Annotated in this window: 27 protein-coding genes; all 27 read left to right on the top strand. The window is 45.3% G+C overall.

Annotation, left to right across the window (positions count from 1 at the left end):
- The first annotated feature begins 10 nt into the window (after nt 1-10).
- The 27 genes from sucD to fliP all read left to right on the top strand — a co-directional run bounded on the left by sucD (nt 11) and on the right by fliP (nt 23,790).
- The gene (gene sucD / locus ACWHAR_RS06260) at nt 11-913 is read left to right on the top strand and encodes a succinate--CoA ligase subunit alpha (RefSeq protein WP_003154281.1); all 903 of its coding nucleotides are present in this window, start codon (nt 11-13) and stop codon (nt 911-913) included.
- 65 nt (nt 914-978) lie between these two features.
- Nucleotides 979-1,878 carry a DNA-processing protein DprA gene (gene dprA, locus ACWHAR_RS06255; protein ID WP_032874887.1) on the top strand — a complete coding sequence of 300 codons (900 nt, stop codon included), beginning with the start codon at nt 979-981 and terminating at the stop codon, nt 1,876-1,878.
- Between the two features lie 181 nt (nt 1,879-2,059).
- Entirely contained in the window at nt 2,060-4,135 is a 2,076-nt protein-coding gene (topA, locus tag ACWHAR_RS06250) for a type I DNA topoisomerase (RefSeq protein WP_029325907.1), read from the top strand.
- A 64-nt stretch (nt 4,136-4,199) separates the two neighbouring features.
- Nucleotides 4,200-5,507, top strand: coding sequence for an FADH(2)-oxidizing methylenetetrahydrofolate--tRNA-(uracil(54)-C(5))-methyltransferase TrmFO (gene trmFO, locus ACWHAR_RS06245; protein WP_012117550.1), 1,308 nt, complete (start codon nt 4,200-4,202; stop codon nt 5,505-5,507).
- A gap of 69 nt (nt 5,508-5,576) precedes the next feature.
- Nucleotides 5,577-6,494 carry a tyrosine recombinase XerC gene (xerC, locus tag ACWHAR_RS06240; RefSeq protein ID WP_007409774.1) on the top strand — a complete coding sequence of 306 codons (918 nt, stop codon included), beginning with the start codon at nt 5,577-5,579 and terminating at the stop codon, nt 6,492-6,494.
- Between the two features lie 15 nt (nt 6,495-6,509).
- The gene (gene hslV, locus ACWHAR_RS06235; protein ID WP_003154267.1) at nt 6,510-7,055 is read left to right on the top strand and encodes an ATP-dependent protease subunit HslV; all 546 of its coding nucleotides are present in this window, start codon (nt 6,510-6,512) and stop codon (nt 7,053-7,055) included.
- A gap of 16 nt (nt 7,056-7,071) precedes the next feature.
- Nucleotides 7,072-8,475: an HslU--HslV peptidase ATPase subunit gene (gene hslU / locus ACWHAR_RS06230; RefSeq protein WP_007611413.1), complete on the top strand. Its 1,404-nt coding sequence runs from the start codon at nt 7,072-7,074 to the stop codon at nt 8,473-8,475.
- 37 nt (nt 8,476-8,512) lie between these two features.
- Nucleotides 8,513-9,292 (top strand): GTP-sensing pleiotropic transcriptional regulator CodY, encoded by a 780-nt coding sequence (gene codY, locus ACWHAR_RS06225; RefSeq protein WP_003154263.1) that lies wholly within the window; start codon nt 8,513-8,515, stop codon nt 9,290-9,292.
- Between the two features lie 353 nt (nt 9,293-9,645).
- Nucleotides 9,646-10,035, top strand: coding sequence for a flagellar basal body rod protein FlgB (gene flgB, locus ACWHAR_RS06220; RefSeq protein WP_003154260.1), 390 nt, complete (start codon nt 9,646-9,648; stop codon nt 10,033-10,035).
- Entirely contained in the window at nt 10,035-10,487 is a 453-nt protein-coding gene (gene flgC, locus ACWHAR_RS06215) for a flagellar basal body rod protein FlgC (protein WP_007409776.1), read from the top strand. The genes flgB and flgC overlap by 1 nt, the downstream gene beginning before the upstream one ends.
- A 10-nt stretch (nt 10,488-10,497) precedes the next feature.
- Nucleotides 10,498-10,818, top strand: a complete 321-nt coding sequence (gene fliE / locus ACWHAR_RS06210) for a flagellar hook-basal body complex protein FliE (protein ID WP_007409777.1) — start codon at nt 10,498-10,500, stop codon at nt 10,816-10,818.
- Nucleotides 10,819-10,860: 42 nt separating this feature from the next.
- Nucleotides 10,861-12,471 (top strand): flagellar basal-body MS-ring/collar protein FliF, encoded by a 1,611-nt coding sequence (fliF, locus tag ACWHAR_RS06205; RefSeq protein ID WP_032874889.1) that lies wholly within the window; start codon nt 10,861-10,863, stop codon nt 12,469-12,471.
- A gap of 12 nt (nt 12,472-12,483) precedes the next feature.
- The gene (gene fliG / locus ACWHAR_RS06200) at nt 12,484-13,500 is read left to right on the top strand and encodes a flagellar motor switch protein FliG (protein ID WP_003154256.1); all 1,017 of its coding nucleotides are present in this window, start codon (nt 12,484-12,486) and stop codon (nt 13,498-13,500) included.
- A complete protein-coding gene (gene fliH / locus ACWHAR_RS06195) occupies nt 13,493-14,248 on the top strand; it encodes a flagellar assembly protein FliH (protein ID WP_032874891.1) in 756 nt (251 codons plus the stop codon). Before fliG ends, fliH begins: the two co-directional genes overlap by 8 nt.
- Nucleotides 14,245-15,561: a flagellar protein export ATPase FliI gene (gene fliI / locus ACWHAR_RS06190; RefSeq protein WP_007611430.1), complete on the top strand. Its 1,317-nt coding sequence runs from the start codon at nt 14,245-14,247 to the stop codon at nt 15,559-15,561. The genes fliH and fliI overlap by 4 nt, the downstream gene beginning before the upstream one ends.
- A gap of 5 nt (nt 15,562-15,566) precedes the next feature.
- The gene (gene fliJ / locus ACWHAR_RS06185; protein WP_032874893.1) at nt 15,567-16,010 is read left to right on the top strand and encodes a flagellar export protein FliJ; all 444 of its coding nucleotides are present in this window, start codon (nt 15,567-15,569) and stop codon (nt 16,008-16,010) included.
- Between the two features lie 11 nt (nt 16,011-16,021).
- On the top strand, nt 16,022-16,636 hold the full coding sequence (locus ACWHAR_RS06180) for a MotE family protein (protein ID WP_015388236.1): 615 nt from the start codon (nt 16,022-16,024) through the stop codon (nt 16,634-16,636).
- 6 nt (nt 16,637-16,642) lie between these two features.
- Complete coding sequence (locus ACWHAR_RS06175; RefSeq protein ID WP_032874895.1) at nt 16,643-17,986, top strand: flagellar hook-length control protein FliK; 1,344 nt, start codon at nt 16,643-16,645, stop codon at nt 17,984-17,986.
- Nucleotides 17,987-18,427, top strand: a complete 441-nt coding sequence (gene flgD / locus ACWHAR_RS06170) for a flagellar hook assembly protein FlgD (protein ID WP_007409782.1) — start codon at nt 17,987-17,989, stop codon at nt 18,425-18,427.
- Nucleotides 18,428-18,451: 24 nt separating this feature from the next.
- Nucleotides 18,452-19,228 (top strand): flagellar basal body rod protein FlgG, encoded by a 777-nt coding sequence (gene flgG, locus ACWHAR_RS06165; RefSeq protein ID WP_007409783.1) that lies wholly within the window; start codon nt 18,452-18,454, stop codon nt 19,226-19,228.
- 39 nt (nt 19,229-19,267) lie between these two features.
- Nucleotides 19,268-19,483, top strand: coding sequence for a flagellar FlbD family protein (locus ACWHAR_RS06160; protein ID WP_003154243.1), 216 nt, complete (start codon nt 19,268-19,270; stop codon nt 19,481-19,483).
- On the top strand, nt 19,480-19,899 hold the full coding sequence (gene fliL, locus ACWHAR_RS06155) for a flagellar basal body-associated protein FliL (RefSeq protein WP_032874897.1): 420 nt from the start codon (nt 19,480-19,482) through the stop codon (nt 19,897-19,899). The genes ACWHAR_RS06160 and fliL overlap by 4 nt, the downstream gene beginning before the upstream one ends.
- Before the next feature lie 33 nt (nt 19,900-19,932).
- Nucleotides 19,933-20,931, top strand: coding sequence for a flagellar motor switch protein FliM (gene fliM, locus ACWHAR_RS06150; protein WP_003154240.1), 999 nt, complete (start codon nt 19,933-19,935; stop codon nt 20,929-20,931).
- Nucleotides 20,921-22,075: a flagellar motor switch phosphatase FliY gene (fliY, locus tag ACWHAR_RS06145; protein ID WP_032874899.1), complete on the top strand. Its 1,155-nt coding sequence runs from the start codon at nt 20,921-20,923 to the stop codon at nt 22,073-22,075. Before fliM ends, fliY begins: the two co-directional genes overlap by 11 nt.
- 26 nt (nt 22,076-22,101) lie before the next feature.
- Nucleotides 22,102-22,464, top strand: coding sequence for a chemotaxis protein CheY (cheY, locus tag ACWHAR_RS06140; RefSeq protein ID WP_003154238.1), 363 nt, complete (start codon nt 22,102-22,104; stop codon nt 22,462-22,464).
- Nucleotides 22,465-22,478: 14 nt separating this feature from the next.
- Nucleotides 22,479-23,132, top strand: a complete 654-nt coding sequence (fliZ, locus tag ACWHAR_RS06135) for a flagella biosynthesis regulatory protein FliZ (RefSeq protein ID WP_003154237.1) — start codon at nt 22,479-22,481, stop codon at nt 23,130-23,132.
- A complete protein-coding gene (gene fliP / locus ACWHAR_RS06130; protein ID WP_012117556.1) occupies nt 23,125-23,790 on the top strand; it encodes a flagellar type III secretion system pore protein FliP in 666 nt (221 codons plus the stop codon). The genes fliZ and fliP overlap by 8 nt, the downstream gene beginning before the upstream one ends.

Here is a 23,790-nt window from a genome sequence, read left to right as displayed (position 1 = left end):
GGACCAGATAATGAGTGTTTTTATCAATAAAGATACAAGAGTTATTGTACAGGGGATTACAGGTTCTACCGCTTTATTTCATACAAAGCAGATGCTGGAATACGGCACGAATATCGTTGGCGGTGTAACACCTGGAAAAGGCGGAACGGAAGCGGAAGGCGTACCGGTATTCAATACGGTCGCAGAAGCGGTTCATACAACGGGCGCTGATGCGTCAGTTATTTACGTGCCGGCTCCGTTTGCGGCGGACGCAATTATGGAAGCGGTTGACGCGGAAATTGATCTTGTCATTTGTATCACTGAGCACATTCCGGTTTTGGACATGGTGAAAGTGAAGCGCTTTATGGAAGGCAAGAAAACGAGATTAATAGGGCCGAACTGCCCGGGTGTTATTACACCTGAAGAATGCAAGATCGGCATTATGCCGGGATACATTCATAAAAAGGGTCATGTAGGCGTTGTATCCCGTTCAGGAACATTGACATACGAGGCCGTCCATCAGCTTTCAGAAGCCGGCGTAGGCCAATCTACCGCTGTAGGGATCGGCGGCGATCCGGTCAACGGCACGAACTTTATTGACGTGTTAAAAGCGTTCAATGAAGATCCAGAAACACATGCCGTCATCATGATCGGAGAAATCGGCGGCACAGCTGAAGAAGAAGCGGCTGAGTGGGTGAAAGCGAACATGACGAAGCCTGTTGTCGGCTTTATCGGCGGTAAAACCGCGCCTCCAGGAAAACGCATGGGCCATGCGGGCGCCATCATCTCCGGAGGAAAAGGCACGGCAGAAGAAAAAGTCAAAACGATGAACGCCTGCGGAATTGAAGTCGCGGAAACCCCTTCTGTAATGGGTGAAACGCTGATTAAGGTGTTAAAAGAAAAAGGCTTATTTGAAACGTGCAAAACGCACTGATCGAAGCAGGGGCAGCCGTAACGGCTGTTCCTGTTTTTGCTGAAAAAAAGAGGAGGTTGCCAGATTTGGATCAAGCATCGCGCTGTTTAATGGTCTGCAGTATTAATCAAATCATTTCCCCGTCTCTTCTATTAAAATGGTGGAAAGCTGATCACTCTCTGTCTTTTTTACCGGATCCGCATCCATTAACTGTTTTATCAGAAGGGAAAACAGCCCCGGAAGCAATTTTTCGGGAAATAGAGCGCAAGAATTCGGAACTTGATGAAGTTCTGTCCGATTACCGCCGCGAAGGCATTACTGTCATTCCGATTTCGTCAAGCCGCTATCCAACATGGCTTAAAGCGATTTATGATCCGCCGGCTGTCTTGTATGCAAAAGGGAACACGCTGCTTCTTGAAAAAGGCAGAAAAATCGGGATTGTAGGAACGCGGAAACCGACGGAAGACGGAATAAAAGCGGTTGGGCATCTTTCCGCCGAACTCTCAAAAAAAGGCTGGGTCATTGTAAGCGGGCTTGCATCCGGTATAGACGGATTGTCTCATAAGGCGAGCATCAGGGCAAAAGGGCTTACGATCGGCGTGATAGCCGGCGGATTCCATCACATCTATCCCCGGGAAAATCTCCTGTTAGCAGAATACATGGCTGAACACCATCTCCTACTCTCAGAACATCCTCCTGAAACAAAGCCGAAAAAATGGCACTTTCCGATGAGAAACCGCATAATCAGCGGACTAAGTGAAGGAATTGTGGTCGTGCAGGGAAAAGAAAAAAGCGGTTCATTAATCACAGCTTACCAGGCTCTCGATCAAGGCAGAGAGGTATTTGCCGTTCCGGGTTCCATATTTAATCCATATTCCGGAGGACCTATAAAACTCATTCAAGAAGGGGCGAAAGCTGTATTATGCGCAGAGGATATTGACGGAGAGCTGACCGCCCGATGCGTTCAGTATACGGAACCCTTTTGAAATATCGTTTGACAAACGGTATTGTAATATTTAATAATAGTGAGGATTTAAAGTTGCACATTATTTTCATGTATAAAATGACGTTCATCATAAAGAATGGAATGTTGAAAGCCATAAAAAGGCAGCTCTAAAATAAATTGATACTTGAAAAGAGAGAGAACACCTCTTGAGGGGGATGAAAATGTCTGATTATCTAGTCATCGTGGAATCGCCGGCAAAGGCGAAAACGATTGAACGTTATTTAGGGAAGAAATATAAAGTCAAAGCTTCAATGGGACATGTCCGGGATCTTCCGAAAAGTCAAATGGGAGTTGACATCGAACAGAACTTTGAACCGAAATATATTACGATCCGCGGAAAAGGCCCTGTTTTAAAAGAATTAAAAACAGCGGCAAAGAAAGCAAAAAAAGTCTATCTCGCGGCCGACCCCGACAGAGAAGGGGAAGCGATTGCATGGCATCTCGCACACAGTCTTGATCTGGATCTCAGCTCGGACTGCCGGGTCGTCTTTAATGAAATAACGAAAGACGCCATTAAAGAATCATTTAAACATCCGCGCATGATTAATATGGATCTTGTCGATGCGCAGCAGGCGCGCCGCATACTAGACAGACTCGTCGGATACAAAATCAGCCCGATTCTTTGGAAAAAAGTAAAAAAAGGCCTCAGTGCGGGCCGTGTGCAATCCGTTGCGCTCCGGCTGATCATCGACCGGGAAAAGGAAATCAACGACTTTAAACCTGAAGAGTACTGGACGATTACCGGCTCATTTTTAAAGGGAAAAGAGACGTTTGAAGCCGGATTTTTCGGAAAAAACGGCAAAAAGCTTCCTTTAAAAAACGAAGAAGACGTAAAAGCCATCCTTGCCCAGCTGAAAGGCAATAAGTATACAGTTGACAAGGTTACGAAAAAAGAGCGCAAACGAAATCCCGCTCTGCCGTTTACAACGTCCACTCTGCAGCAGGAGGCTGCAAGAAAGCTGAATTTCAGAGCGAAGAAAACGATGATGATCGCTCAGCAATTATATGAAGGAATTGATCTCGGCAAAGAAGGGACAGTCGGGCTCATCACGTATATGAGAACGGACTCAACGCGGATTTCCAACACAGCCGTTGAAGAAGCGTCAGCTTTTATTGATCAGGCGTACGGAAAAGAGTACTTAGCGGGAAAACGGAAACCGGCAAAGAAAAATGAAAACGCTCAAGATGCCCACGAAGCGATCCGCCCGACTTCGGTGCTCAGAAAACCTGCCGACTTAAAAGCGGTGCTTGGAAGAGACCAGCTCAGATTATACAAGCTGATTTGGGAGCGCTTTGTTGCAAGCCAGATGGCGCCTGCCGTCCTTGATACGATGAGCGTCGATCTCAGCAATAACGGATTGACATTCCGGGCAAACGGAAGTAAAGTCAAATTCGCCGGCTTCATGAAAGTCTATGTAGAGGGTAAAGACGATCAGCTGGAAGAAAAAGACCGCATGCTTCCGGACCTTAAAGAGGGAGACACGGTTTTATCGAAAGATATTGAGCCTGAGCAGCACTTTACTCAGCCGCCTCCGCGTTATACAGAGGCGCGCCTGGTTAAAACGCTTGAAGAACTGGGGATCGGCCGTCCTTCGACATATGCGCCGACTCTTGACACCATCCAGCGCCGCGGTTACGTGGGATTAGACAATAAACGGTTTGTGCCGACTGAGCTTGGGCAGATCGTGCTGGATCTTATCATGGAGTTTTTCCCGGAAATCATTAACGTTGAATTCACGGCTAAAATGGAAAGAGACCTTGACCATGTTGAAGATGGCCAGACAGAATGGGTTCAAATCATTGACAGCTTCTATACTGATTTCGAAAAACGCGTGAAAAAAGCGGAAGCCGAAATGAAAGAAGTGGAAATTGAACCTGAATACGCCGATGAAGATTGTGAGTTATGCGGCTCCCGGATGGTTTATAAAATGGGCCGGTACGGCAAATTTATGGCGTGCTCCAACTTCCCTGACTGCCGGAATACAAAACCGATTGTCAAACAAATCGGCGTAAAATGCCCTAAGTGCCATGAAGGAAACATTGTCGAACGAAAATCAAAAAAGAAACGCATCTTTTACGGCTGTGACCGTTATCCTGAATGCGACTTCGTATCTTGGGACAAACCGATTGAACGAAAATGCCCGAAATGTGAAAATATGCTCGTAGAGAAAAAGCTTAAAAAAGGCATACAAGTACAATGCGTCGAATGCGATTATAAGGAAGAACCACAGAAGTAGCGGTGAGCAGAGCCTTGCTCACCTTCTTTGTGTGGAAGGGACAAACAACAGGAGATGAAAAGAAATGAACCAGCAAACAGTTAATGTAATCGGAGCAGGCCTTGCCGGAAGTGAAGCGGCATGGCAGCTTGCAAAACGAGGAATTCAAGTGAAACTATATGAAATGCGGCCCGTCAGGCAGACGGCAGCCCATCATACTGATAAATTCGCCGAACTGGTATGCAGCAACTCCCTCCGTTCAAATACACTCGCCAATGCGGTAGGCGTATTAAAGGAAGAAATGCGGGCGCTTGACTCGGCAATCATTCAATCTGCTGATAAATGTTCGGTTCCGGCCGGGGGAGCGCTTGCCGTTGACCGTCATGAATTTGCGCAAAGCGTGACGGATCTCGTGAAAAACCATCCGAACGTAACGGTTCTTACTGAGGAAGTAACAGAGATTCCGGAAGGCCCGACTGTTATCGCGACCGGACCGCTTACGTCAGAATCGCTTTCACAGCAGCTGAAAGAGCTCACGGGAGAAGAGTATCTGTATTTTTATGACGCGGCGGCGCCGATTGTCGAAAAAGACAGCCTTGATATGGAGAAAGTGTACTTAAAATCCCGTTATGACAAGGGAGAAGCGGCGTACTTAAACTGCCCGATGACAGAGGAAGAGTTCGACCGTTTCTATGAAGCATTGACGACGGCTGAGACGGTACCTTTAAAAGAATTCGAAAAAGAAATCTTCTTTGAAGGCTGCATGCCGATTGAAGTCATGGCGAAAAGAGGCAAGAAAACGATGCTGTTCGGACCGATGAAACCGGTCGGACTGGAAGATCCGAAAACAGGCAAGCGCCCTTATGCAGTCGTTCAGCTCAGACAGGATGATGCGGCGGGAACGCTTTATAATATTGTAGGTTTTCAGACACATTTAAAATGGGGAGACCAAAAAGAAGTGCTTAAACTGATCCCCGGTCTTGAAAATGTTGATATCGTCAGATACGGCGTCATGCACAGAAACACATTTATCAACTCGCCGAGCCTTTTGAACCCGACATATCAATTTAAACAGCGGAACGATCTGTTTTTCGCGGGCCAAATGACCGGCGTAGAGGGTTATGTTGAATCTGCCGCTTCAGGTCTTGTAGCGGGAATCAATGCCGCCAAACTTGTGCTCGGTCAGGATCTTGTGACATTCCCGCAGGAGACGGCGATCGGAAGCATGGCTCACTACATTACGACGACGAATCAGAAGAACTTCCAGCCGATGAATGCAAACTTCGGCCTCTTAAAAGAATTGCCTGTAAAAATTAAAAACAAAAAAGAACGAAATGAAGAATACGCTAAACGCGCAATTGAAACTATTCAAACTATTTCGAAAACGATATAGCTTTTCATTGCAACTTCGATGCATTATATGATACCATTTAAAAGCCCTTCGGAGAGGGAGGTCTTCATAATGACTGAGAATGTTAACTTTTTTTTAAAGTTATTCGTTGAATATTTACAAATTGAAAAAAATTATTCACAATATACTATTGTGAATTATGTTAATTCGATTGAAGAATTTGGGATGTTTCTGCATGCTCAAAATATAAATGGAATGAAAGAAGCTGCATATCATGATGTGAGAATATTTTTGACAGAGGCTTATGAAAAAGGCCTGTCAAGAAAAACAATCAGCAAGAAAATTTCAGCTTTGAGAAGCTTCTATAAATTTTTAATGAGGGAAAAGCTTGTTGAAGAGAATCCGTTTCAGCTTGTTCATCTGCCGAAACAAGAGAAACGGATTCCGAAGTTTCTTTATGAAAAAGAACTTGAGGAACTATTCGCTGTTTCAGACAGAAGTCAGCCGTCAGGGATGCGCGATCAGGCCCTGCTTGAGCTTCTTTATGCGACCGGAATGAGGGTCAGTGAGTGCTGTACGCTCACTGTCGGCGATCTTGACCTGTTCATGGATACGGTGCTCGTTCACGGGAAAGGCAAGAAGCAGCGCTATATCCCGTTCGGCTCATATGCCCGTGATGCGCTGGAGCTGTATATCAACAGCGGAAGGCAGTGCCTGCTTGAAAAAGCAAAAGAGCCTCATGATGTGCTGTTTGTCAATCAAAGAGGCGGCCCGCTGACCGCCAGAGGAATCCGGTATATTTTAAGCGGGCTTGTAAAAAAAGCATCCGGCACTTTACATATACACCCGCATATGCTTCGGCACACGTTTGCGACTCATCTGCTGAATGAAGGGGCTGATTTAAGAAGCGTCCAGGAGCTTTTGGGCCATTCCAATCTGTCTTCTACGCAGATATACACGCATGTATCGAAGGAAATGCTGAGAAACACATATATGTCCCACCACCCGAGAGCTTTTAAAGAAAATTAAAAGGAGGCCCTTCTCATGTCATCTTTTCATGCGACAACGATTTTTGCCGTCCAGCATAACGGGAAAAGCGCTATGTCAGGAGACGGCCAGGTCACATTCGGTCAGGCTGTAGTCATGAAACATACCGCGAGAAAAGTGAGAAAGCTGTTTAACGGAAAGGTTCTGGCCGGATTTGCAGGATCTGTTGCAGACGCTTTCACACTTTTTGAAATGTTTGAGGCGAAGCTTGAAGAATACAACGGCAATTTAAAACGTGCGTCGGTTGAGCTTGCGAAAGAATGGCGCAGCGATAAAGTGCTGCGCAAGCTGGAAGCCATGCTGATTGTCATGAACCAGGATACCTTGCTTCTCGTATCGGGAACAGGTGAAGTGATTGAGCCGGATGACGGCATTTTGGCAATCGGCTCCGGCGGAAACTACGCCCTGTCAGCAGGAAGAGCGCTGAAAACCTATGCCGGAGAGAATCTGTCCGCCAAAGATATTGCAAAAGCCGCTTTGAAAATCGCGGGCGAGATTTGTGTGTACACAAACGATCAGATCATTTTGGAAGAACTTGAATAGAAAGGACTTGAGGCGCATGGAAAACAAACCGTTAACACCGAGACAAATCGTAGATCGGTTGGATCAATACATTGTAGGACAGCAGGATGCGAAAAAAGCTGTCGCCGTGGCATTAAGAAACCGCTATCGCAGAAGTCTTCTTGATGAAAAACTGAGAGACGAGATCGTTCCCAAAAACATCCTGATGATGGGCCCGACCGGGGTGGGGAAAACAGAGATCGCCAGACGGATCGCCAAGCTTACCGGTGCGCCATTTATAAAAATTGAAGCGACAAAATTTACAGAAGTCGGCTATGTAGGCAGAGATGTCGAATCAATGGTCAGAGACCTCGTTGAGACATCCGTGCGGCTCATTAAAGAAGAAAAAATCAGCGAAGTGAAAGAACAGGCTGAAGAAAATGCAAACAAACGTATAGTGCGGCTTCTCGTTCCGGGAAAGAAAAAACAAGCGGGTGTGAAAAATCCGTTTGAAATGCTTTTCGGAGGAAGCCAGGCGGCAAATGATGATGAAGCCGACCAGCAGGAAGAAGCAAGCCTTGAAGAGAAAAGAAAGCGCATGGCGCATCAGCTCGCATTGGGAGAGCTCGAAGACCATTACGTCTCCGTAGAGGTGGAAGAGCAGCAGCCGTCGATGTTTGACATGCTGCAAGGCTCCGGGATGGAGCAGATGGGCATGAATATGCAGGATGCGCTGAGCAATCTGGTGCCAAAAAAGAAAAAACGCCGCAAAATGACGGTCAGAGAAGCAAGGAAGGTTCTGACCAATGAAGAGGCAGGCAAATTAATCGATATGGATGAAGTCGGCCAAGAGGCCGTGTTAAGAGCTGAAGAGGGCGGCATTATCTTTATTGACGAAATAGATAAAATCGCAAAAAACGGAGGGGCTTCTTCCTCAGCAGATGTATCGAGAGAAGGCGTTCAAAGAGATATCCTTCCGATTGTCGAAGGATCTACCGTCGTCACGAAATACGGCTCCGTCAAAACAGATCACGTGCTGTTTATCGCAGCCGGGGCATTCCATATGGCCAAACCGTCTGATCTGATTCCGGAGCTGCAGGGCCGCTTTCCGATTCGTGTAGAATTGAGCAAGCTGACAGTAGATGATTTTGTGAAGATTCTCGTCGAACCTGATAACGCCCTGTTAAAACAATATCAGGCTTTATTGCAGACAGAAGGTATATCTCTTGAATTTTCTGACGAAGCTATTCGTAAGATCGCCGAAGTAGCTTATCATGTGAATCAGGATACGGACAACATCGGAGCGAGAAGGCTTCACACGATATTGGAACGTCTCTTGGAAGACCTGTCGTTTGAAGCGCCGGACGTGACGATGGAAAAAGTCGCTATCACGCCGCAATACGTTGAAGAAAAGCTCGGAACGATTGCAAACAACAAAGATCTAAGTCAATTTATATTGTGAAAATTTAATAAGAGGAATTCTAGGAGGATTATTTATCATGGCTTTACTACAAAAAACACGAATTATTAACAGCATGCTGCAGGCTGCGGCAGGCAAACCCGTAAACTTTAAAGAAATGGCTGAAACGCTTCGTGACGTCATTGATTCTAATATTTTCGTCGTCAGCCGCAGAGGAAAGCTTTTGGGCTACTCTATTAATCAGCAGATTGAAAATGACCGCATGAAAAAAATGCTTGAAGACCGCCAGTTCCCGGAAGAGTACACGAGAAATCTGTTCAATGTTCCGGAGACGTCTTCAAACCTTGATATCAACAGCGAATACACGGCGTTTCCTGTAGAAAACAGAGACCTGTTCCAAGCGGGCTTAACAACGATCGTGCCGATCATCGGCGGAGGAGAGAGACTGGGCACGCTCATTCTGTCCCGTCTGCAGGATCAATTTGAAGATGATGATCTCATTCTTGCTGAATACGGAGCAACCGTTGTAGGAATGGAGATTTTAAGAGAAAAAGCGGAAGAAATCGAAGAAGAGGCGCGAAGCAAAGCGGTTGTTCAAATGGCGATCAGTTCTCTGTCTTACAGTGAACTTGAAGCGATTGAGCATATCTTTGAAGAGCTTGACGGAAACGAAGGCTTGCTTGTGGCAAGTAAGATTGCGGACCGTGTCGGCATTACGCGTTCAGTAATCGTTAACGCGCTGAGAAAGCTGGAAAGCGCAGGCGTCATTGAATCCAGATCACTGGGAATGAAGGGGACGTACATTAAAGTTCTGAACAACAAATTCCTTATTGAATTGGAAAACCTTAAATCTCATTAAGACAAAAGCAGGATCCCTAAAAATGGGCGTCCTGCTTTTTTTATGGACAATAGGTGAAAAGTTGCAGTTTAAAGTTGCTTATTGGAATCTGATCTGAGATAATCCATCTTGCTGTGTGAAAAAAGGAGGAAGATACAGAAATTCTGCTATTTTCAGTCTAATATTAAACAAATCCTTGTAGTACAAATATTCTAGGACTTAATACCTACATACAAAATAGATATAATTGAGCACTTTTTTTTAGCCTAACTTCATAGACTTTAAGCCTGTTATTTCTTACAATAAGCATATGGTTTTACAATTCTCGACAAGGATTTTTAGGAGAAAAATATCTGAAATGGAGGTAAGTGGATTTGGACTTATTTTCTGGAACTATACAAAATCTTGAGAATGCCTTGGGGAGAGCGGACATTAAGCAAAAAGTCTTAACTAATAATATCGCCAATATAGATACACCGAACTACAAGGCAAAAAAAGTCTCTTTCCGAAATTTGTTAGATCAGGAAACATCCAATCTTGAGGCTGTAAAAACCGACTATCGGCACGTTGACTTTACGGGTTCGGGGGACGATTATTCTATCGTGTCCAGCAGTGATACATCGTACCAGCAAAACGGAAACAATGTCGATATCGACAAAGAAATGACAGATTTAGCCGAAAACCAAATTAATTATCAGGCTTTGGTTGAAAGAATGAGCGGCAAATTCAATTCTCTGAAAACCGTCTTGACAGGAGGAAAATAATGAGTGGCTTTCAAAGCTTAAATATTTCGGGTTCCGCTTTAACTGCACAGCGTGTCCGGATGGATGTCGTATCGTCCAACCTGGCCAATATGGATACAACGAGAGCGAAGCAGGTAAATGGCGAATGGGTGCCTTACAGAAGAAAGCTGGTATCTCTCCAATCCGGAGGCGAATCATTTTCGTCCCTTTTACATTCCAAGATGAACGGAACAGGGAGCGCGGGAAGTGGCGTAAAGGTATCTGGTGTTACGGAAGACCCGTCCGCTTTTAATCTCGTTTATGATCCGGAGAATCCTGATGCGAATAAAGACGGATATGTACAAAAACCAAATGTAGATCCATTAAAGGAAATGGTGGATCTTGTCAGCAGCTCGAGATCATATGAAGCAAACGTAACTGCATTAAACGCCTCCAAAGGCATGCTTTTGAAGGCTTTAGAAATCGGAAAGTAAGGTGATGTAAGTGGTTAACGCTATTACTCCTTTTCAGCTTCAACAAACCCAAAACACTCAAAACGTAACGAATCAATTAAACCAAACTCAAAAAACTGATTCTTCAAACCAAACAAGCTTTTCGGAGCTTTTAAAAAACTCTATTGATTCGTTAAATGAGTCACAAGTAAAATCTGACCAAATAACGAACGAACTGGCTGCAGGAAAGGATGTAAACCTTGACGAGGTCATGATCGCTGCCCAAAAAGCAAATATTTCTCTGACGGCCGCTACCGAATTCCGCAATAAAGCCGTGGAAGCCTATCAGGAAATCATGAGAATGCAGATGTAGTGGTCAGATTGAAGAGAATGACTGGAATGACCGGGGGTTAACATGAATCGTACTCTAATGCAAATGAAAACCAAAACGGCAGCGTTTTGGAACAACAGATCAAAAACACAGAAGATACTCATGGTAAGCGGCTTGGCCGCATTCATTATTTTACTCATCGTCGTTATTATTTTTACTTCGTCTGAAAAGATGGTGCCTCTTTATAAAGATTTGTCCGCGGAAGAAGCGGGGAAGATTAAAGAAGAGCTCGATACGAAAAAGGTGTCTTCTGAACTTGCTGACGGCGGCACGGTCATTAAGGTTCCTGAGAGCCAAGTGGATTCGCTTAAAGTCCAGCTTGCCGCAGAAGGCCTGCCGAAAACGGGATCAATTGATTATTCGTTCTTCGGACAAAATGCGGGCTTCGGCCTGACAGATAATGAGTTTGACGTTTTAAAGGTTGAGGCGACTCAGACCGAATTGTCAAACCTGATAAATGAAATGGACGGTATCAAAAGCTCGAAGGTCATGATCAATATGCCGAAAGAAGCCGTGTTCGTCGGTGAAGATCAGCCGGCAGCATCCGCTTCAATCGTTTTGCAGATTAAACCGGGCTACTCGCTTGATCAAAACCAGATCAACGGGCTGTACCATCTCGTTTCTAAAAGTGTTCCGAACTTAAAAGAAGATAATATCGTCATAATGGATCAAAATTCTACATATTATGACAAAAGTGACGGCGGTGCAGGGTCCGTTTCTGACAGTTATGCTTCTCAGCAAGGTATTAAGTCGCAGGTCGAAAAGGACGTTCAAAAACATGTTCAGTCACTGCTCGGCACAATGATGGGGCAGGATAAGGTCGTGGTTTCCGTAACGGCGGATATTGACTTCACGAAGGAAAAACGCACTGAAGACACTGTCGAACCTGTCGATAAAGATAACATGGAAGGCATAGCGGTAAGCGCCGAAAAAGTTGCGGAAACGTACAAAGGCGACGGCGCGGCCAACGGCGGCACGGCCGGAACGGGAAGCAATGACACCGCGAACTATGCCGAGACAAACGGCGGTTCAAACAGCGGGGACTACGAAAAAAGCAGCAATAAAATCAACTATGAAGTCAACCGCATCCATAAAGAAATCGCTGAAAGCCCGTATAAAGTGCGTGATTTAGGCATTCAGGTCATGGTGGAGCCGCCTAATCCGAAAAATGCCGCTTCCTTATCAGCACAGAGACAGGCTGATATACAGAAGATTTTAGGAACGGTCGTCAGAACGTCTCTTGATAAAAACGAAACGCAAAATCAAAACCTGACAGACAATGATATCAACAATAAAATCGTTGTATCCGTTCAGCCGTTTGACGGAAAAACAAGCCTGAACACAGATTCGGCACAATCTTCAGGTCTTCCGATCTGGGTATACATTACAGGCGGCGTACTGCTTGCGGCCATTATTCTGCTTATTATTCTCCTCATCAGAAAGAAACGCTCACAAGAGGATGAATACGAAGAATATGAATATGAAACACCGCCGGAGCCGGTTCGATTGCCTGATATCAACGAAGAGAAAATTGAAACGGAAGAAACAGTCAGACGAAAACAGCTTGAAAAAATGGCTAAAGAAAAACCGGAAGACTTTGCTAAATTGCTTCGAAGCTGGCTGGACGAGGATTAGGGGGAATGGAAAATGGCGAAACGTGATCAGAACAAGCTTACAGGAAAACAAAAAGCAGCCATCCTCATGATTTCCTTAGGCCTTGATGTATCAGCTTCTGTATACAAGCATTTGTCTGAAGAAGAAATTGAAAGATTGACACTCGAGATTTCGGGAGTCAGAAGCGTCGATCATCAAAGAAAAGATGAAATCATTGAAGAATTTCATAATATCGCAATCGCTCAGGACTATATTTCACAAGGCGGTTTAAATTACGCCCGTCAAGTGCTTGAAAAAGCGCTCGGAGAAGACAAAGCGGTAAGCATTTTAAACAGGCTCACCTCTTCTTTGCAGGTAAAGCCGTTTGACTTCGCAAGAAAAGCGGAACCCGAACAGATTTTAAATTTCATTCAGCAGGAACATCCGCAAACGATGGCGCTGATTTTATCCTACCTTGACCCGGTGCAGGCCGGACAGATTTTGTCTGAGCTGAACCCGGACGTTCAGGCTGAGGTGGCAAGAAGGATTGCGGTTATGGACAGAACGTCTCCTGAAATCATAAATGAAGTGGAGCGGGTCCTTGAACAAAAGCTGTCCTCCTCCTTTACGCAGGATTATACGCAGACCGGCGGCATAGAAGCCGTTGTTGAAGTGTTAAACGGCGTAGACAGAGGAACGGAAAAAACGATCCTTGATTCATTAGAAATCCAAGATCCTGAGTTGGCGGATGAAATCAAAAAACGGATGTTTGTCTTTGAAGATATTGTCACCCTTGATAACCGTGCGATTCAGCGCGTGATCAGAGACGTTGAAAACGACGACCTCCTGCTTTCATTGAAGGTTGCGAGCGAGGAAGTCAAAGAAATCGTCTTCAGCAATATGTCACAGCGTATGGTTGAAACGTTTAAAGAGGAAATGGAAATTATGGGGCCTGTGCGTTTGCGTGATGTGGAAGAGGCGCAATCAAGAATCGTGGGCGTCGTCCGCAAGCTGGAAGAAGCCGGTGAAATTGTAATCGCGCGAGGCGGAGGAGACGATATTATTGTCTAATATCATTAAACAGCAATCATCATTTTCTCCTGAACAAAAACGGCGCAAGCTTTCCTTGCAGGAAGTCAGGAAAACACATTCCCAGCCAGATCGGGAGGAACCCGAAAATCCAGAGGCTCTCATGGCTTTTGCCAAAGCAGAAGCCGACAGGGTGTCTGAAGAAGCGAAAAATCAATTTGAGCACACTCTTCGGCAGATTGAAGAAGAGAAAAACCGCTGGGTGGAAGAAAAACAAAGATTGATAGAAGAAGCAAAGGCAGAAGGATATGAAGAGGGCATGGCATTGGGAAAAGCCGAGGCTCAAGCTGAATACGCTAATCTCATCAGCCGGGCCAATGCCGTTATGGAAATGGCGAGACAGTCAGTCGAGGAAAAACTGGAAAGCGCTGAGGAAGAAATTATTGAGCTTTCAGTTGCGCTCGCTAAAAAAGTATGGCGGCAAAAAAGTGATGATAAAGAGGCTTTCCTTCTGCTGGTCAAGCAGGTAGTAGCCGAAGTAAAAGATTATGATGACATCTCCATCTATGTGGACCCTGAATATTATGAGACGGTTCATCAGCATATGGACGAAATTCAGCAGCTGTTATACAAAGAATGCAGATTAAGCTTATATGCCGATGAAAAAGCCGCGAAGGGAACGTGCTCGATAGAAACTCCGTTCGGACGTGTCGATGCAGGCATAGACACCCAGCTGATGCAATTAAAGCAAAAACTTTTAACGGCGCTTGAGGCGGGAGCGGAGCAATGAAGACACAGTATTTAATAGACTCAATTGAAACAGCGGATCCGTACAAGCGCTACGGCAAGGTTAAACGGGTCATCGGGCTGATGATTGAATCAAAAGGGCCCGAAAGCTCGATCGGAGATGTTTGTCTCATTTATCCGAAAGGCCATGCGAAAAAAGCGATTAAAGCTGAGGTTGTAGGCTTCCAGGATGAAAACATTCTGCTAATGCCTTATCTGGAAGCGGCCAGCATCGCGCCGGGCAGCATTGTTGAGGCCACTGGCGAGTCGCTCCGCATCAAAGTAGGCGCGGGTTTAATCGGACAGGTTGTCGACGCGTTCGGCGAACCTCTTGACGGCCGGGCGCTTCCGAAAGGATTGTCCCCCGTTTCGACGGAGCAGCCGCCGCCAAACCCGATGAAACGCCCGCCGATACGGGAAAAGATGGGTGTCGGCGTCAGATCGATTGACAGTCTGCTGACGGTAGGAAAAGGGCAGAGAATCGGGATTTTTGCCGGAAGCGGAGTCGGAAAAAGCACCCTGATGGGAATGATCGCGAAGCAGACTGAAGCTGATTTAAACATTATCGCACTCGTCGGTGAACGGGGGCGCGAGGTGCGTGAATTCATCGAGAAGGATTTAGGCGAAGAAGGCCTGAAACGCTCGATAGTCGTAGTCGCGACCTCTGATCAGCCTGCCTTAATGCGTTTGAAAGCGGCGTATACGGCCACCGCCATTGCAGAGTACTTCCGCGATAAAGGCCGGAATGTGATGTTCATGATGGACTCTGTCACTAGGGTCGCGATGGCTCAGCGGGAAATCGGCCTGGCAGCGGGAGAACCGCCGACAACAAAAGGATATACACCTTCTGTGTTCGCTATTTTGCCCCGTTTGCTGGAAAGAACGGGCGCGAATGAACAAGGAACGATAACCGCTTTTTATACGGTTCTCGTTGACGGAGATGACATGAACGAACCGATTGCCGATACGGTGCGCGGAATATTAGACGGCCATATCGTTCTCGATCGGGCGCTTGCCAACAAAGGGCAGTTCCCGGCCGTGAACATCCTGAAAAGCATCAGCAGGGTCATGTCTAATATTTCAGACACATCGCATATAGAGGCGGCCAACAAATTCCGCGATCTTCTGTCAACTTATCAAAACTCTGAAGATCTCATTAATATCGGAGCTTACAAAAGAGGATCATCAAGAGAAATTGATGAAGCGATTCAGTTTTATCCGCAGCTTATTCAATTTTTAAAACAAGGAACGGAAGAACCTGCTCAATTGGAAGACAGCATTGCGGCATTGACGAGTCTGACAGGAAAAGAGGAATAAACATCGTGGCATACCAATTCAGATTTCAAAAGCTGCTGGAATTAAAAGAAAATGAAAAAGACCAAACATTGACTGAATACAGACAATCGGTTTCTGAATTTGAGACAGTGGCTGAAAAACTATATGAAAATATGAGCAAAAAAGAATTGCTCGAAAAAGACAAAGAATCAAAGCTGAAATGCGGGATGAGCGTTCAGGAAATGAGACATTATCAGCACTTCGTTTCCAATCTTGAGAACACCATCTATCATTATCAAAAGCTTGTCATCATGAAACGAAATGAAATGAATGAGAAGCAGGAACAGCTCACCGAAAAAAACATTGAAGTAAAGAAATTTGAAAAAATGCGGGAAAAACAATTTAATATGTTCGCACTTGAAGACAAAGCTGCAGAGATGAGGGAAATGGACGACATTTCAATCAAGCAGTTTATGATTCAGGGGCATTAGGAGCGAATGAAATGGCCGATAAAGAAAAGAGATCTGGAAAGTTCGGTTCAATCCTGCTTTTTATCATGATCCCGCTGATTTTTCTGATCATCGTCGCAAGCATCATCCTTTGGGCTGCCGGCGTTGATGTGATGAAGCCGATTCAGGAAACAGCCGCTAAAACGCCTGTTTTAAAAGAATTGGTTCCCGAAACGAAAGAAATGAAAAGCGCGGCGGAAAAGCAGAAAGAAGACAGAACGGCTTCTCTTGAAAAGACCATAAAGGAACAAAAAAGTGAAATTAACATTTTGAATAAAGATTTAGACACAAGCAAGTCCGAAATCGATAATCTGAATCAGAAAATCCGTTCACTGAAACAGGAAGCTGAACAGCAGCAGAAAACGAAGACGGATGAAACGAAAAAAGACGCTTCGGATTCAGCCGGAAAAGATAAAATGATCAACATCTATAAAAGTATGGACAGCGGTAAAGCGGCAAGCATTATCGTAAAGCTGAAAGAAAAAGAAGCCCTCGATATTTTAAACGGATTAAGTAAAAAGCAGCTTGCTGAAATCTTGACGAAAATGACTCCTGAACAAGCGGCTAAATATACAGAAAAACTATCCGCTGACGGAAATAAGGAGTGATGTAAGTTGAAGCTGCTTGAATTAACGGGTAATCGTACGCAGACTGCGCAAAACAGCAATGTGAAGATGAATGTGAACAGCTTAGGTCTATTTCAGAACTGGCTCCTGTCGGAAATCACTTCTCCCCGGCAGCCCGGAGATGAAACAAAAACAAGTGACGCAGAGCTGAATGATGCCCTATCGAAAATCGGTGATTGGCTGAAAGCCGGCCCGGAAGAAAAAGAATTGCAGCTAAAACAGCTGCTTGAGGCGGTAAAAGCTCTTGAAGGAAAGCAGACGGCTGAAACGGCTCTTCCTTTATTGAAACAGCTTGCCGAATCTGTTGAAGACATGTTAGCGGGAAAACAGCATGGGGCGAAGCCTGAAACGGATGAGCCGGATTCTTCCGCAAAAGACGGGGATTCCGTCAAGGATGCGCTTGAGAAGGGGCTGCTTTTCATTCAAGAAGCCGTATCTCAGCTCTTCACATCTCAGCAGGAACTGCCTGACAGCGCGAAGGCAAAGGCGGTTTACCAGGAAGGCGCCCGTTTATTAGAGGCATTGAAAAAACAAGGCGTTCCGGACCGCGTGATTCAAGACCTGCGGCAGACATTTTTTCCGAAAAACGAATCTGCATCTAAACTTTACTCCATGACAGCCGCTGAGCTGAAGAGCTTTCAAAGCGTCGCGGAGCAGCTTGCGGGCCTTTCTCAAAAGGGAACAAAGGAATGGGATATGGCTGAAACTGAGCTGAAAGCTTTTGTGTTATCTCAATCATCTGAATCATCCCAAGAGTCAGCCGGGAAAACAGAACAGCAAAACGGCGGCACGGTTTCTCACGCAAAGGCGCCTGACAGCAAATTGTCTGCACATATACTGTTTTCGGGAGCGAGAAGCCTTGCCGGCATTCAGCAAACGTCCGCAGGAGCTGAACAGCAGCCGGCAGAAAATAAACCGTTAACGGATCAGGTCATCAGCGGCTGGAAACAGATGAAATACACGCCTTTCGGGAAAACAACCGGAAGCTTTACGATTCGTCTTAATCCCGAGAACCTCGGATTTGTCACAATTAAGGTGACAAACGAAAACGGGATGTTTCAAAGCAAAATAATCGCATCCAGCCAGTCCGCGAAAGAGCTGCTGGAACAGCATCTTCCTCAGCTGAAACAGTCGCTTCCGAATATGTCGGTCCAAGTCGACCGTTTTACAGTCCCGCTTCAAAGCGGGGATCAGCAGCCTGTTTACGGGCAGACGGCCGATCACAATAAACAGCAGCATCAGGGACAGAGAGAGCAGAAGAACCAGCAGCAGTCAGGCGATTTCGGAGATATGCTGGAGGAGCTTTCTCTCAATGAAATGGAGGAAGAATAGTTGACATCAGTAAACTCGGATTATGCCGCGGCGGGCGCTTCAACCACTTCAAGCGCGAAGAGCACCTCCGCAGTAAACAGCAGCACGAATTTAGGGAAAGACGAATTTCTGAAGATCTTAATGACACAGGTTCAAAACCAGGACCCGCTCAATCCGGTTGATGACAAAGAATTCATAAGCCAGATGGCGACATTTTCTTCATTGGAGCAAATGATGAATATGAATACGACGATGACTAAATTTGTAGAAAATCAAGATCCGTTTACGATGTATGTGAACTGGATCGGTAAAAATGTCACATTCAGCGACAGCGACGGGAAGGACCAGACAAGCCCGGTCAATTCAGTCAAGCATTCAAACGGCAATTACGTGCTCGTGCTTGAAAATGGCAAAGAGGTCAGTCCGTGGAATGTGACGGCCGTCAGCGAAACATCTAAATAAAAAGAAACCCAGGGGGAATTTAACATGTTACGTTCATTATATTCCGGTATCAGCGGCATGAAAAACTTTCAGACAAAACTAGATGTAATCGGCAATAACATCGCCAACGTCAACACAGTGGGATTTAAGAAAAGCCGCGTTACATTTAAAGATATGATCAGCCAGACAGTCGCCGGCGGTTCAAACGTGACCAATTCAAAACAAATCGGCTTAGGTGCCGCGACTTCTTCCATTGATGTTGTTCATTCAACCGGCGCCCCGCAGGCTACACAGAATAAAACCGACCTAGCCATTGACGGAGACGGCTACTTTCAGATTAATACAGGCGCGGGAATTGTTTACACACGTGCGGGGAATTTCGGAAAGGACAATCAAGGGAACCTTGTTACGACTGACGGGTACTATCTTGAAAAAATCGGCGGCGGCAAAATCAATATTCCGACTGATGCGAAAGATTACAGCATCGGTGCAGACGGAACCGTTACATACACTGATGCAGGGGATGAGGTTCATGATGCCGGACAAATCGGTCTGGTCACGTTCCCTAACAGCGCCGGTCTGGAAAAAATCGGAGGCAACCTTTACAGAGAATCATTAAGTTCAGGAGCTGCGAGCGCAGTCACCACTCCGGGCGAAAACGGAACGGGTAAGCTTTTGGCAGGCTATCTTGAAATGTCAAACGTAGATCTGACAGATGAATTTACCGAAATGATCGTTGCTCAGCGCGGTTTCCAATCAAACTCAAAAATCATTACGACTTCAGATGAAATCCTTCAGGAGCTGGTTAATCTGAAACGGTAAGGAGGGAGGAGAGGCGGTTAGGCCGCTTCTCCGGATTGCATGATTCAAGTCACCCGTTTAAACGGCCAGCCTTTTACGCTGAACGCGCTGTTTATCGAACAGATTGAGTGCTTCCCCGACACGACGATTACACTGTCCAACGGCAAAAAATTCGTAGTGAAAGAACCGGAAGAAGCAGTTCTCAAAAAAGTCATATCGTTTTACCATAGCATACAAATATTTTCACTGGATCAGGGAATAGAGGAAGAAGAATGAAGAAAAAATTAGTCATCATTTTGCTGATTATTTTAATTGTCATCGCCGGCCTCGGAACGGCAGCATATTTTGTCGTCAGCGGAAATTCCGGCAAAGGCAAAAAGCCGACAATTGACGAAGTCGTTGCAGCCACTGTGTCTGTCGACGATATTACGACAAACTTAAAGTCTGACAGCATCATCCGTATCGGCATCAAGCTTGAAACCGACTCGGCTAAAGCGAAGGAAGAACTTGAAAAACGCGATTTTCAGGTGAAAGACAACATCATTTCCATTTTAGCCGACACAAGCGCCGGAGAGATTGAGGGAGATAAAGGAAGAGAAGCGTTTAAACAATCATTAAAAGAGAAAGTAAACAGCTATCTCCAAGAAGGAAAAGTTCAGAAAGTGTACATTACCTCCTTTAATCTGCAATAAAAACAAATTTGACAGAATACGGAGGTGAAGAAAATGTCAGGAGAAGTTCTCTCCCAAAATGAAATAGACGCACTGCTTTCCGCCATTTCCACGGGTGAGGCGGATGCGGAAGAGCTGAAAAAAGAAGTTAAAGAGAAAAAAGTAAAGGTATATGATTTTAAACGGGCTCTCAGATTCTCGAAAGATCAAATACGCAGTTTAACCCGGATACATGATAACTTTGCGAGGCTTCTCACAACACACTTTTCCGCCAAGCTCAGAACGTATATTCATATATCCGTCAGCTCAGTTGACCAGGTGCCGTATGAAGAATTTATCCGTTCCATACCGAACATGACGATTTTAAATTTATTCGATGTTCATCCGATGGAAGGCAGAATCATGATGGAGGTTAATCCCACCATCGCATACGCAATGCTTGACCGCGTCATGGGAGGCATCGGCATCACTCATAACAAAGCTGACAGCCTTACGGAAATTGAAACGAATATTATTTCTAACTTATTTGAAAATGCACTGGGCAACTACAAAGAAGCTTGGCAATCGATTGCTGATATTGACCCTGAAATGACTGAATTTGAAGTGAATCCTCAGTTTGTACAGATGGTTTCCCCAAATGAAACAGTCGTTGTTATTTCTCTCAATACGCAGATAGGTGAAATCAGCGGTGTCATTAATCTTTGTATTCCCCATGTCGTACTTGAGCCGATTATCCCTAAGCTTTCCGTACATTATTGGATGCAATCAGACCGGAATGAAGCGAAGCCCGAAGAAACGAAGTTGCTTGAAAAGCGCATCATGACGGCTCAAATTCCCGTTGTGGCTCTCTTGGGCGCTTCTGAACTGACAATAGAAGAATTTTTAAGTTTGGAAGTCGGGGACTGTATAACTCTGGACAAATCAGTGACTGATCCTCTTACTGTATTGGTCGGAAACAAACCGAAGTTTTTAGGGCAGGCCGGCCGGGTGAATCGAAGACAGGCAGTGCAAATTTTAGATCACGACATAAGAGGTGAACAAGATGAACAATAGATTATCTCAAGATGAAATCGATGCTCTTCTTAACGGCACAAACAGTCAATCAGAGGATACAGAACAGCCTCAAGGGGCGAACTTGTCTGAACTTGAGCGCGATGCGATCGGAGAAATCGGGAATATTTCGTTCGGCAGCTCGGCTACGGCGCTGTCCACTCTTTTAAATCAAAAAGTGGACATTACGACCCCGAGTGTGACCGTCATTTCAAAAAGCAAAATCAGTGATGAATTTCCTCATCCGTATGTTGCCATTGAAGTGAACTACACAGAAGGCTTTGACGGCAGCAATTTGCTCGTCGTCGAACAAAGCGACGCGGCCATCATCGCGGATTTGATGATCGGCGGTGACGGCCGGGGCGCCGATCCGTCACTCGGTGAAATCCACCTGAGCGCCGTGCAGGAAGCAATGAATCAAATGATGGGCTCGGCTGCTACGTCAATGTCGACCGTGTTCAGTAAAAAGATTGACATTTCTCCGCCAAGGGTTGAACTTCTGGATGTGACGGAAGAAAAAGGGACCGACAGAATACCTGAGGATGACCTGCTCGTAAAAGTGTCATTCCGTCTGAAAGTCGGCGAATTAATCGATTCGAGCATCATGCAGCTTTATCCGATTACGTTTGCGAAAGATCTGATCGCAGACCTGATGACTGCAGACCAGCATGAGTCAGAGGCCGCAGAAACCGTATCAGAACCTCAGCAAACATACGAAACGCCGCAGCCGGAGCCTGCCATGCAGCCGGAGCCTGCCATGCAGCCGGAGCCGCAGGCAAAACCCGAGCTTCCGAAGAGACAGGGAACCGCAAAAAAAGCTGCTCCTGTTCAAGTCGCTCCGGTAGAATTCCAGGCGTTTGATCATAACGAAGCGGCGCAAGGATCAAGGAATAACCTTGATATGCTGATGGATATTCCGCTTTCCGTTACGGTTGAGCTCGGCAGAACGAAGAGAAGTGTCAAAGAAATCCTTGAACTTTCTGCGGGAAGCATTATTGAGCTTGACAAGCTGGCTGGTGAACCTGTTGACATCCTGGTCAACCAGCGGATCGTGGCAAAGGGCGAGGTCGTTGTCATAGAAGAAAACTTCGGCGTGAGAGTCACTGATATTTTAAGTCAGGCAGACCGCCTTAACAATTTAAAATAAGCGAACATAGAGGAGAGAAACAGATTATGGCACACAGAATTTTAATTGTAGACGATGCAGCATTTATGAGAATGATGATCAAAGATATTTTAGTGAAGAACGGTTTTGACGTTGTAGCTGAAGCTTCAGACGGAGCGCAGGCAGTCGAAAAATTCAAAGAGCATTCCCCCGACCTAGTGACAATGGATATTACAATGCCTGAAATGGATGGGATTACAGCTTTAAAGGAAATTAAACAAATCGATCCGCAGGCGAAAATCATCATGTGTTCGGCTATGGGTCAGCAGTCAATGGTTATTGACGCGATTCAAGCCGGCGCAAAAGACTTTATCGTGAAACCGTTCCAAGCGGACCGCGTGCTTGAAGCTATTAATAAAACATTAAGCTAAAGGGTGTACGACTGTTGAAAAAGAGTCATGGTTTACTAGCTTTGATTTGTTGTTTCGTTTTACTCAATGTACATCCGTTCCCTGCTTTTGCGGCGGAGTCTGACAATTCCACCGTCAACGAATGGTTTGACAAACAATCAACAAACAAAACAGAGAAAAAAAGCGATACATCGAAACAAACGGCTGATCAAGAGATAGGGGATGCTTCTGCATCTTCTGTCTCCGCTTTTGATTTTGTAAAGATGATTGGGGCGTTATTATTCGTTATTCTGCTGATCTATGGATTTGTCAAACTGATGAATAGAAGAAACCGTCTGCTGAAGCCGTTTCAATATGTAGAAAATATCGGCGGAACGTCAGTCGGCCAAAACCGTTCCGTGCAGCTGATTAAAGTGGGAAACAGCGTTCTCGTAGTCGGTGTGGGCGAAACGATACAGCTTTTAAAAGAAATTGAAGATGAAAAAGAGCGCGAGGCGATTCTGAGCCAATACGAAGAGTCGATGTCTTCAAAAGTGGAATGGACCAAGCTCGTAAATCCGCGTAAGGATGGAGAAAAAAAGCCGCAAACGATGCTTCCGTCGTTTTCGAAAGCGCTGAAAGAACAGCTGAACGAGCTGAAACAAAGCCGTTCTGAAGGAAAGAAGAAAGGCCCTTATCATCATGAATGAATTTATTAATCTTTTTAATTCAAACAGTCCGACCGAAGTCAGCTCCACTGTTAAATTACTGCTGCTATTGACTGTCTTTTCAGTGGCGCCGGGGATTCTGATTTTGATGACCTGCTTTACGAGAATCGTCATCGTTCTGTCTTTTGTAAGAACCTCACTGGCGACGCAGAACATGCCTCCCAACCAGGTTTTAATCGGCCTTGCGCTGTTCTTGACGTTTTTTATTATGGCGCCGACTTTTTCAGAGATTAATAAGGAAGCCTTAACGCCGCTGATGGACAACAAAATCAGTCTCGATGAAGCATATACAAAAGCCGAGAAGCCGATTAAAGAGTATATGAGCAAGCATACAAGGCAGAAGGATCTGGCGCTGTTTATGAACTATGCCAAAATGAAAAAACCTGAATCGATTCAGGATATTCCTTTGACGACGATGGTGCCCGCTTATGCGATATCAGAACTCAAAACCGCTTTTCAAATGGGCTTTATGATTTTTATTCCGTTTTTAATTATCGATATGGTCGTGGCGAGCGTCTTAATGTCAATGGGAATGATGATGCTACCGCCGGTTATGATCTCTCTGCCCTTTAAAATATTGCTTTTCGTTTTGGTCGATGGATGGTATTTAATCGTGAAATCTTTGCTTGACAGCTTTTAG

Source organism: Bacillus sp. LR--39 (assembly GCF_053613335.1).
Note: the sequence above shows the minus strand (reverse complement) of the source record. Positions and strands in the feature narration are given on the sequence as shown.

Bases quoted from the DNA above. Each gene is read 5' to 3' on its own strand.
- sucD (WP_003154281.1), top strand. From the start codon at position 11: ATGAGTGTTTTTATCAATAAAGATACAAGAGTTATTGTACAGGGGATT.
- topA (WP_029325907.1), top strand. From the start codon at position 2,060: ATGTCTGATTATCTAGTCATCGTGGAATCGCCGGCAAAGGCGAAAACG.
- trmFO (WP_012117550.1), top strand. From the start codon at position 4,200: ATGAACCAGCAAACAGTTAATGTAATCGGAGCAGGCCTTGCCGGAAGT.
- xerC (WP_007409774.1), top strand. From the start codon at position 5,577: ATGACTGAGAATGTTAACTTTTTTTTAAAGTTATTCGTTGAATATTTA.
- hslV (WP_003154267.1), top strand. From the start codon at position 6,510: ATGTCATCTTTTCATGCGACAACGATTTTTGCCGTCCAGCATAACGGG.
- hslU (WP_007611413.1), top strand. From the start codon at position 7,072: ATGGAAAACAAACCGTTAACACCGAGACAAATCGTAGATCGGTTGGAT.
- codY (WP_003154263.1), top strand. From the start codon at position 8,513: ATGGCTTTACTACAAAAAACACGAATTATTAACAGCATGCTGCAGGCT.
- flgC (WP_007409776.1), top strand. From the start codon at position 10,035: ATGAGTGGCTTTCAAAGCTTAAATATTTCGGGTTCCGCTTTAACTGCA.
- fliF (WP_032874889.1), top strand. From the start codon at position 10,861: ATGAATCGTACTCTAATGCAAATGAAAACCAAAACGGCAGCGTTTTGG.
- fliG (WP_003154256.1), top strand. From the start codon at position 12,484: ATGGCGAAACGTGATCAGAACAAGCTTACAGGAAAACAAAAAGCAGCC.
- fliI (WP_007611430.1), top strand. From the start codon at position 14,245: ATGAAGACACAGTATTTAATAGACTCAATTGAAACAGCGGATCCGTAC.
- ACWHAR_RS06180 (WP_015388236.1), top strand. From the start codon at position 16,022: ATGGCCGATAAAGAAAAGAGATCTGGAAAGTTCGGTTCAATCCTGCTT.
- flgG (WP_007409783.1), top strand. From the start codon at position 18,452: ATGTTACGTTCATTATATTCCGGTATCAGCGGCATGAAAAACTTTCAG.
- ACWHAR_RS06160 (WP_003154243.1), top strand. From the start codon at position 19,268: ATGATTCAAGTCACCCGTTTAAACGGCCAGCCTTTTACGCTGAACGCG.
- fliL (WP_032874897.1), top strand. From the start codon at position 19,480: ATGAAGAAAAAATTAGTCATCATTTTGCTGATTATTTTAATTGTCATC.
- fliM (WP_003154240.1), top strand. From the start codon at position 19,933: ATGTCAGGAGAAGTTCTCTCCCAAAATGAAATAGACGCACTGCTTTCC.
- fliY (WP_032874899.1), top strand. From the start codon at position 20,921: ATGAACAATAGATTATCTCAAGATGAAATCGATGCTCTTCTTAACGGC.
- cheY (WP_003154238.1), top strand. From the start codon at position 22,102: ATGGCACACAGAATTTTAATTGTAGACGATGCAGCATTTATGAGAATG.
- fliP (WP_012117556.1), top strand. From the start codon at position 23,125: ATGAATGAATTTATTAATCTTTTTAATTCAAACAGTCCGACCGAAGTC.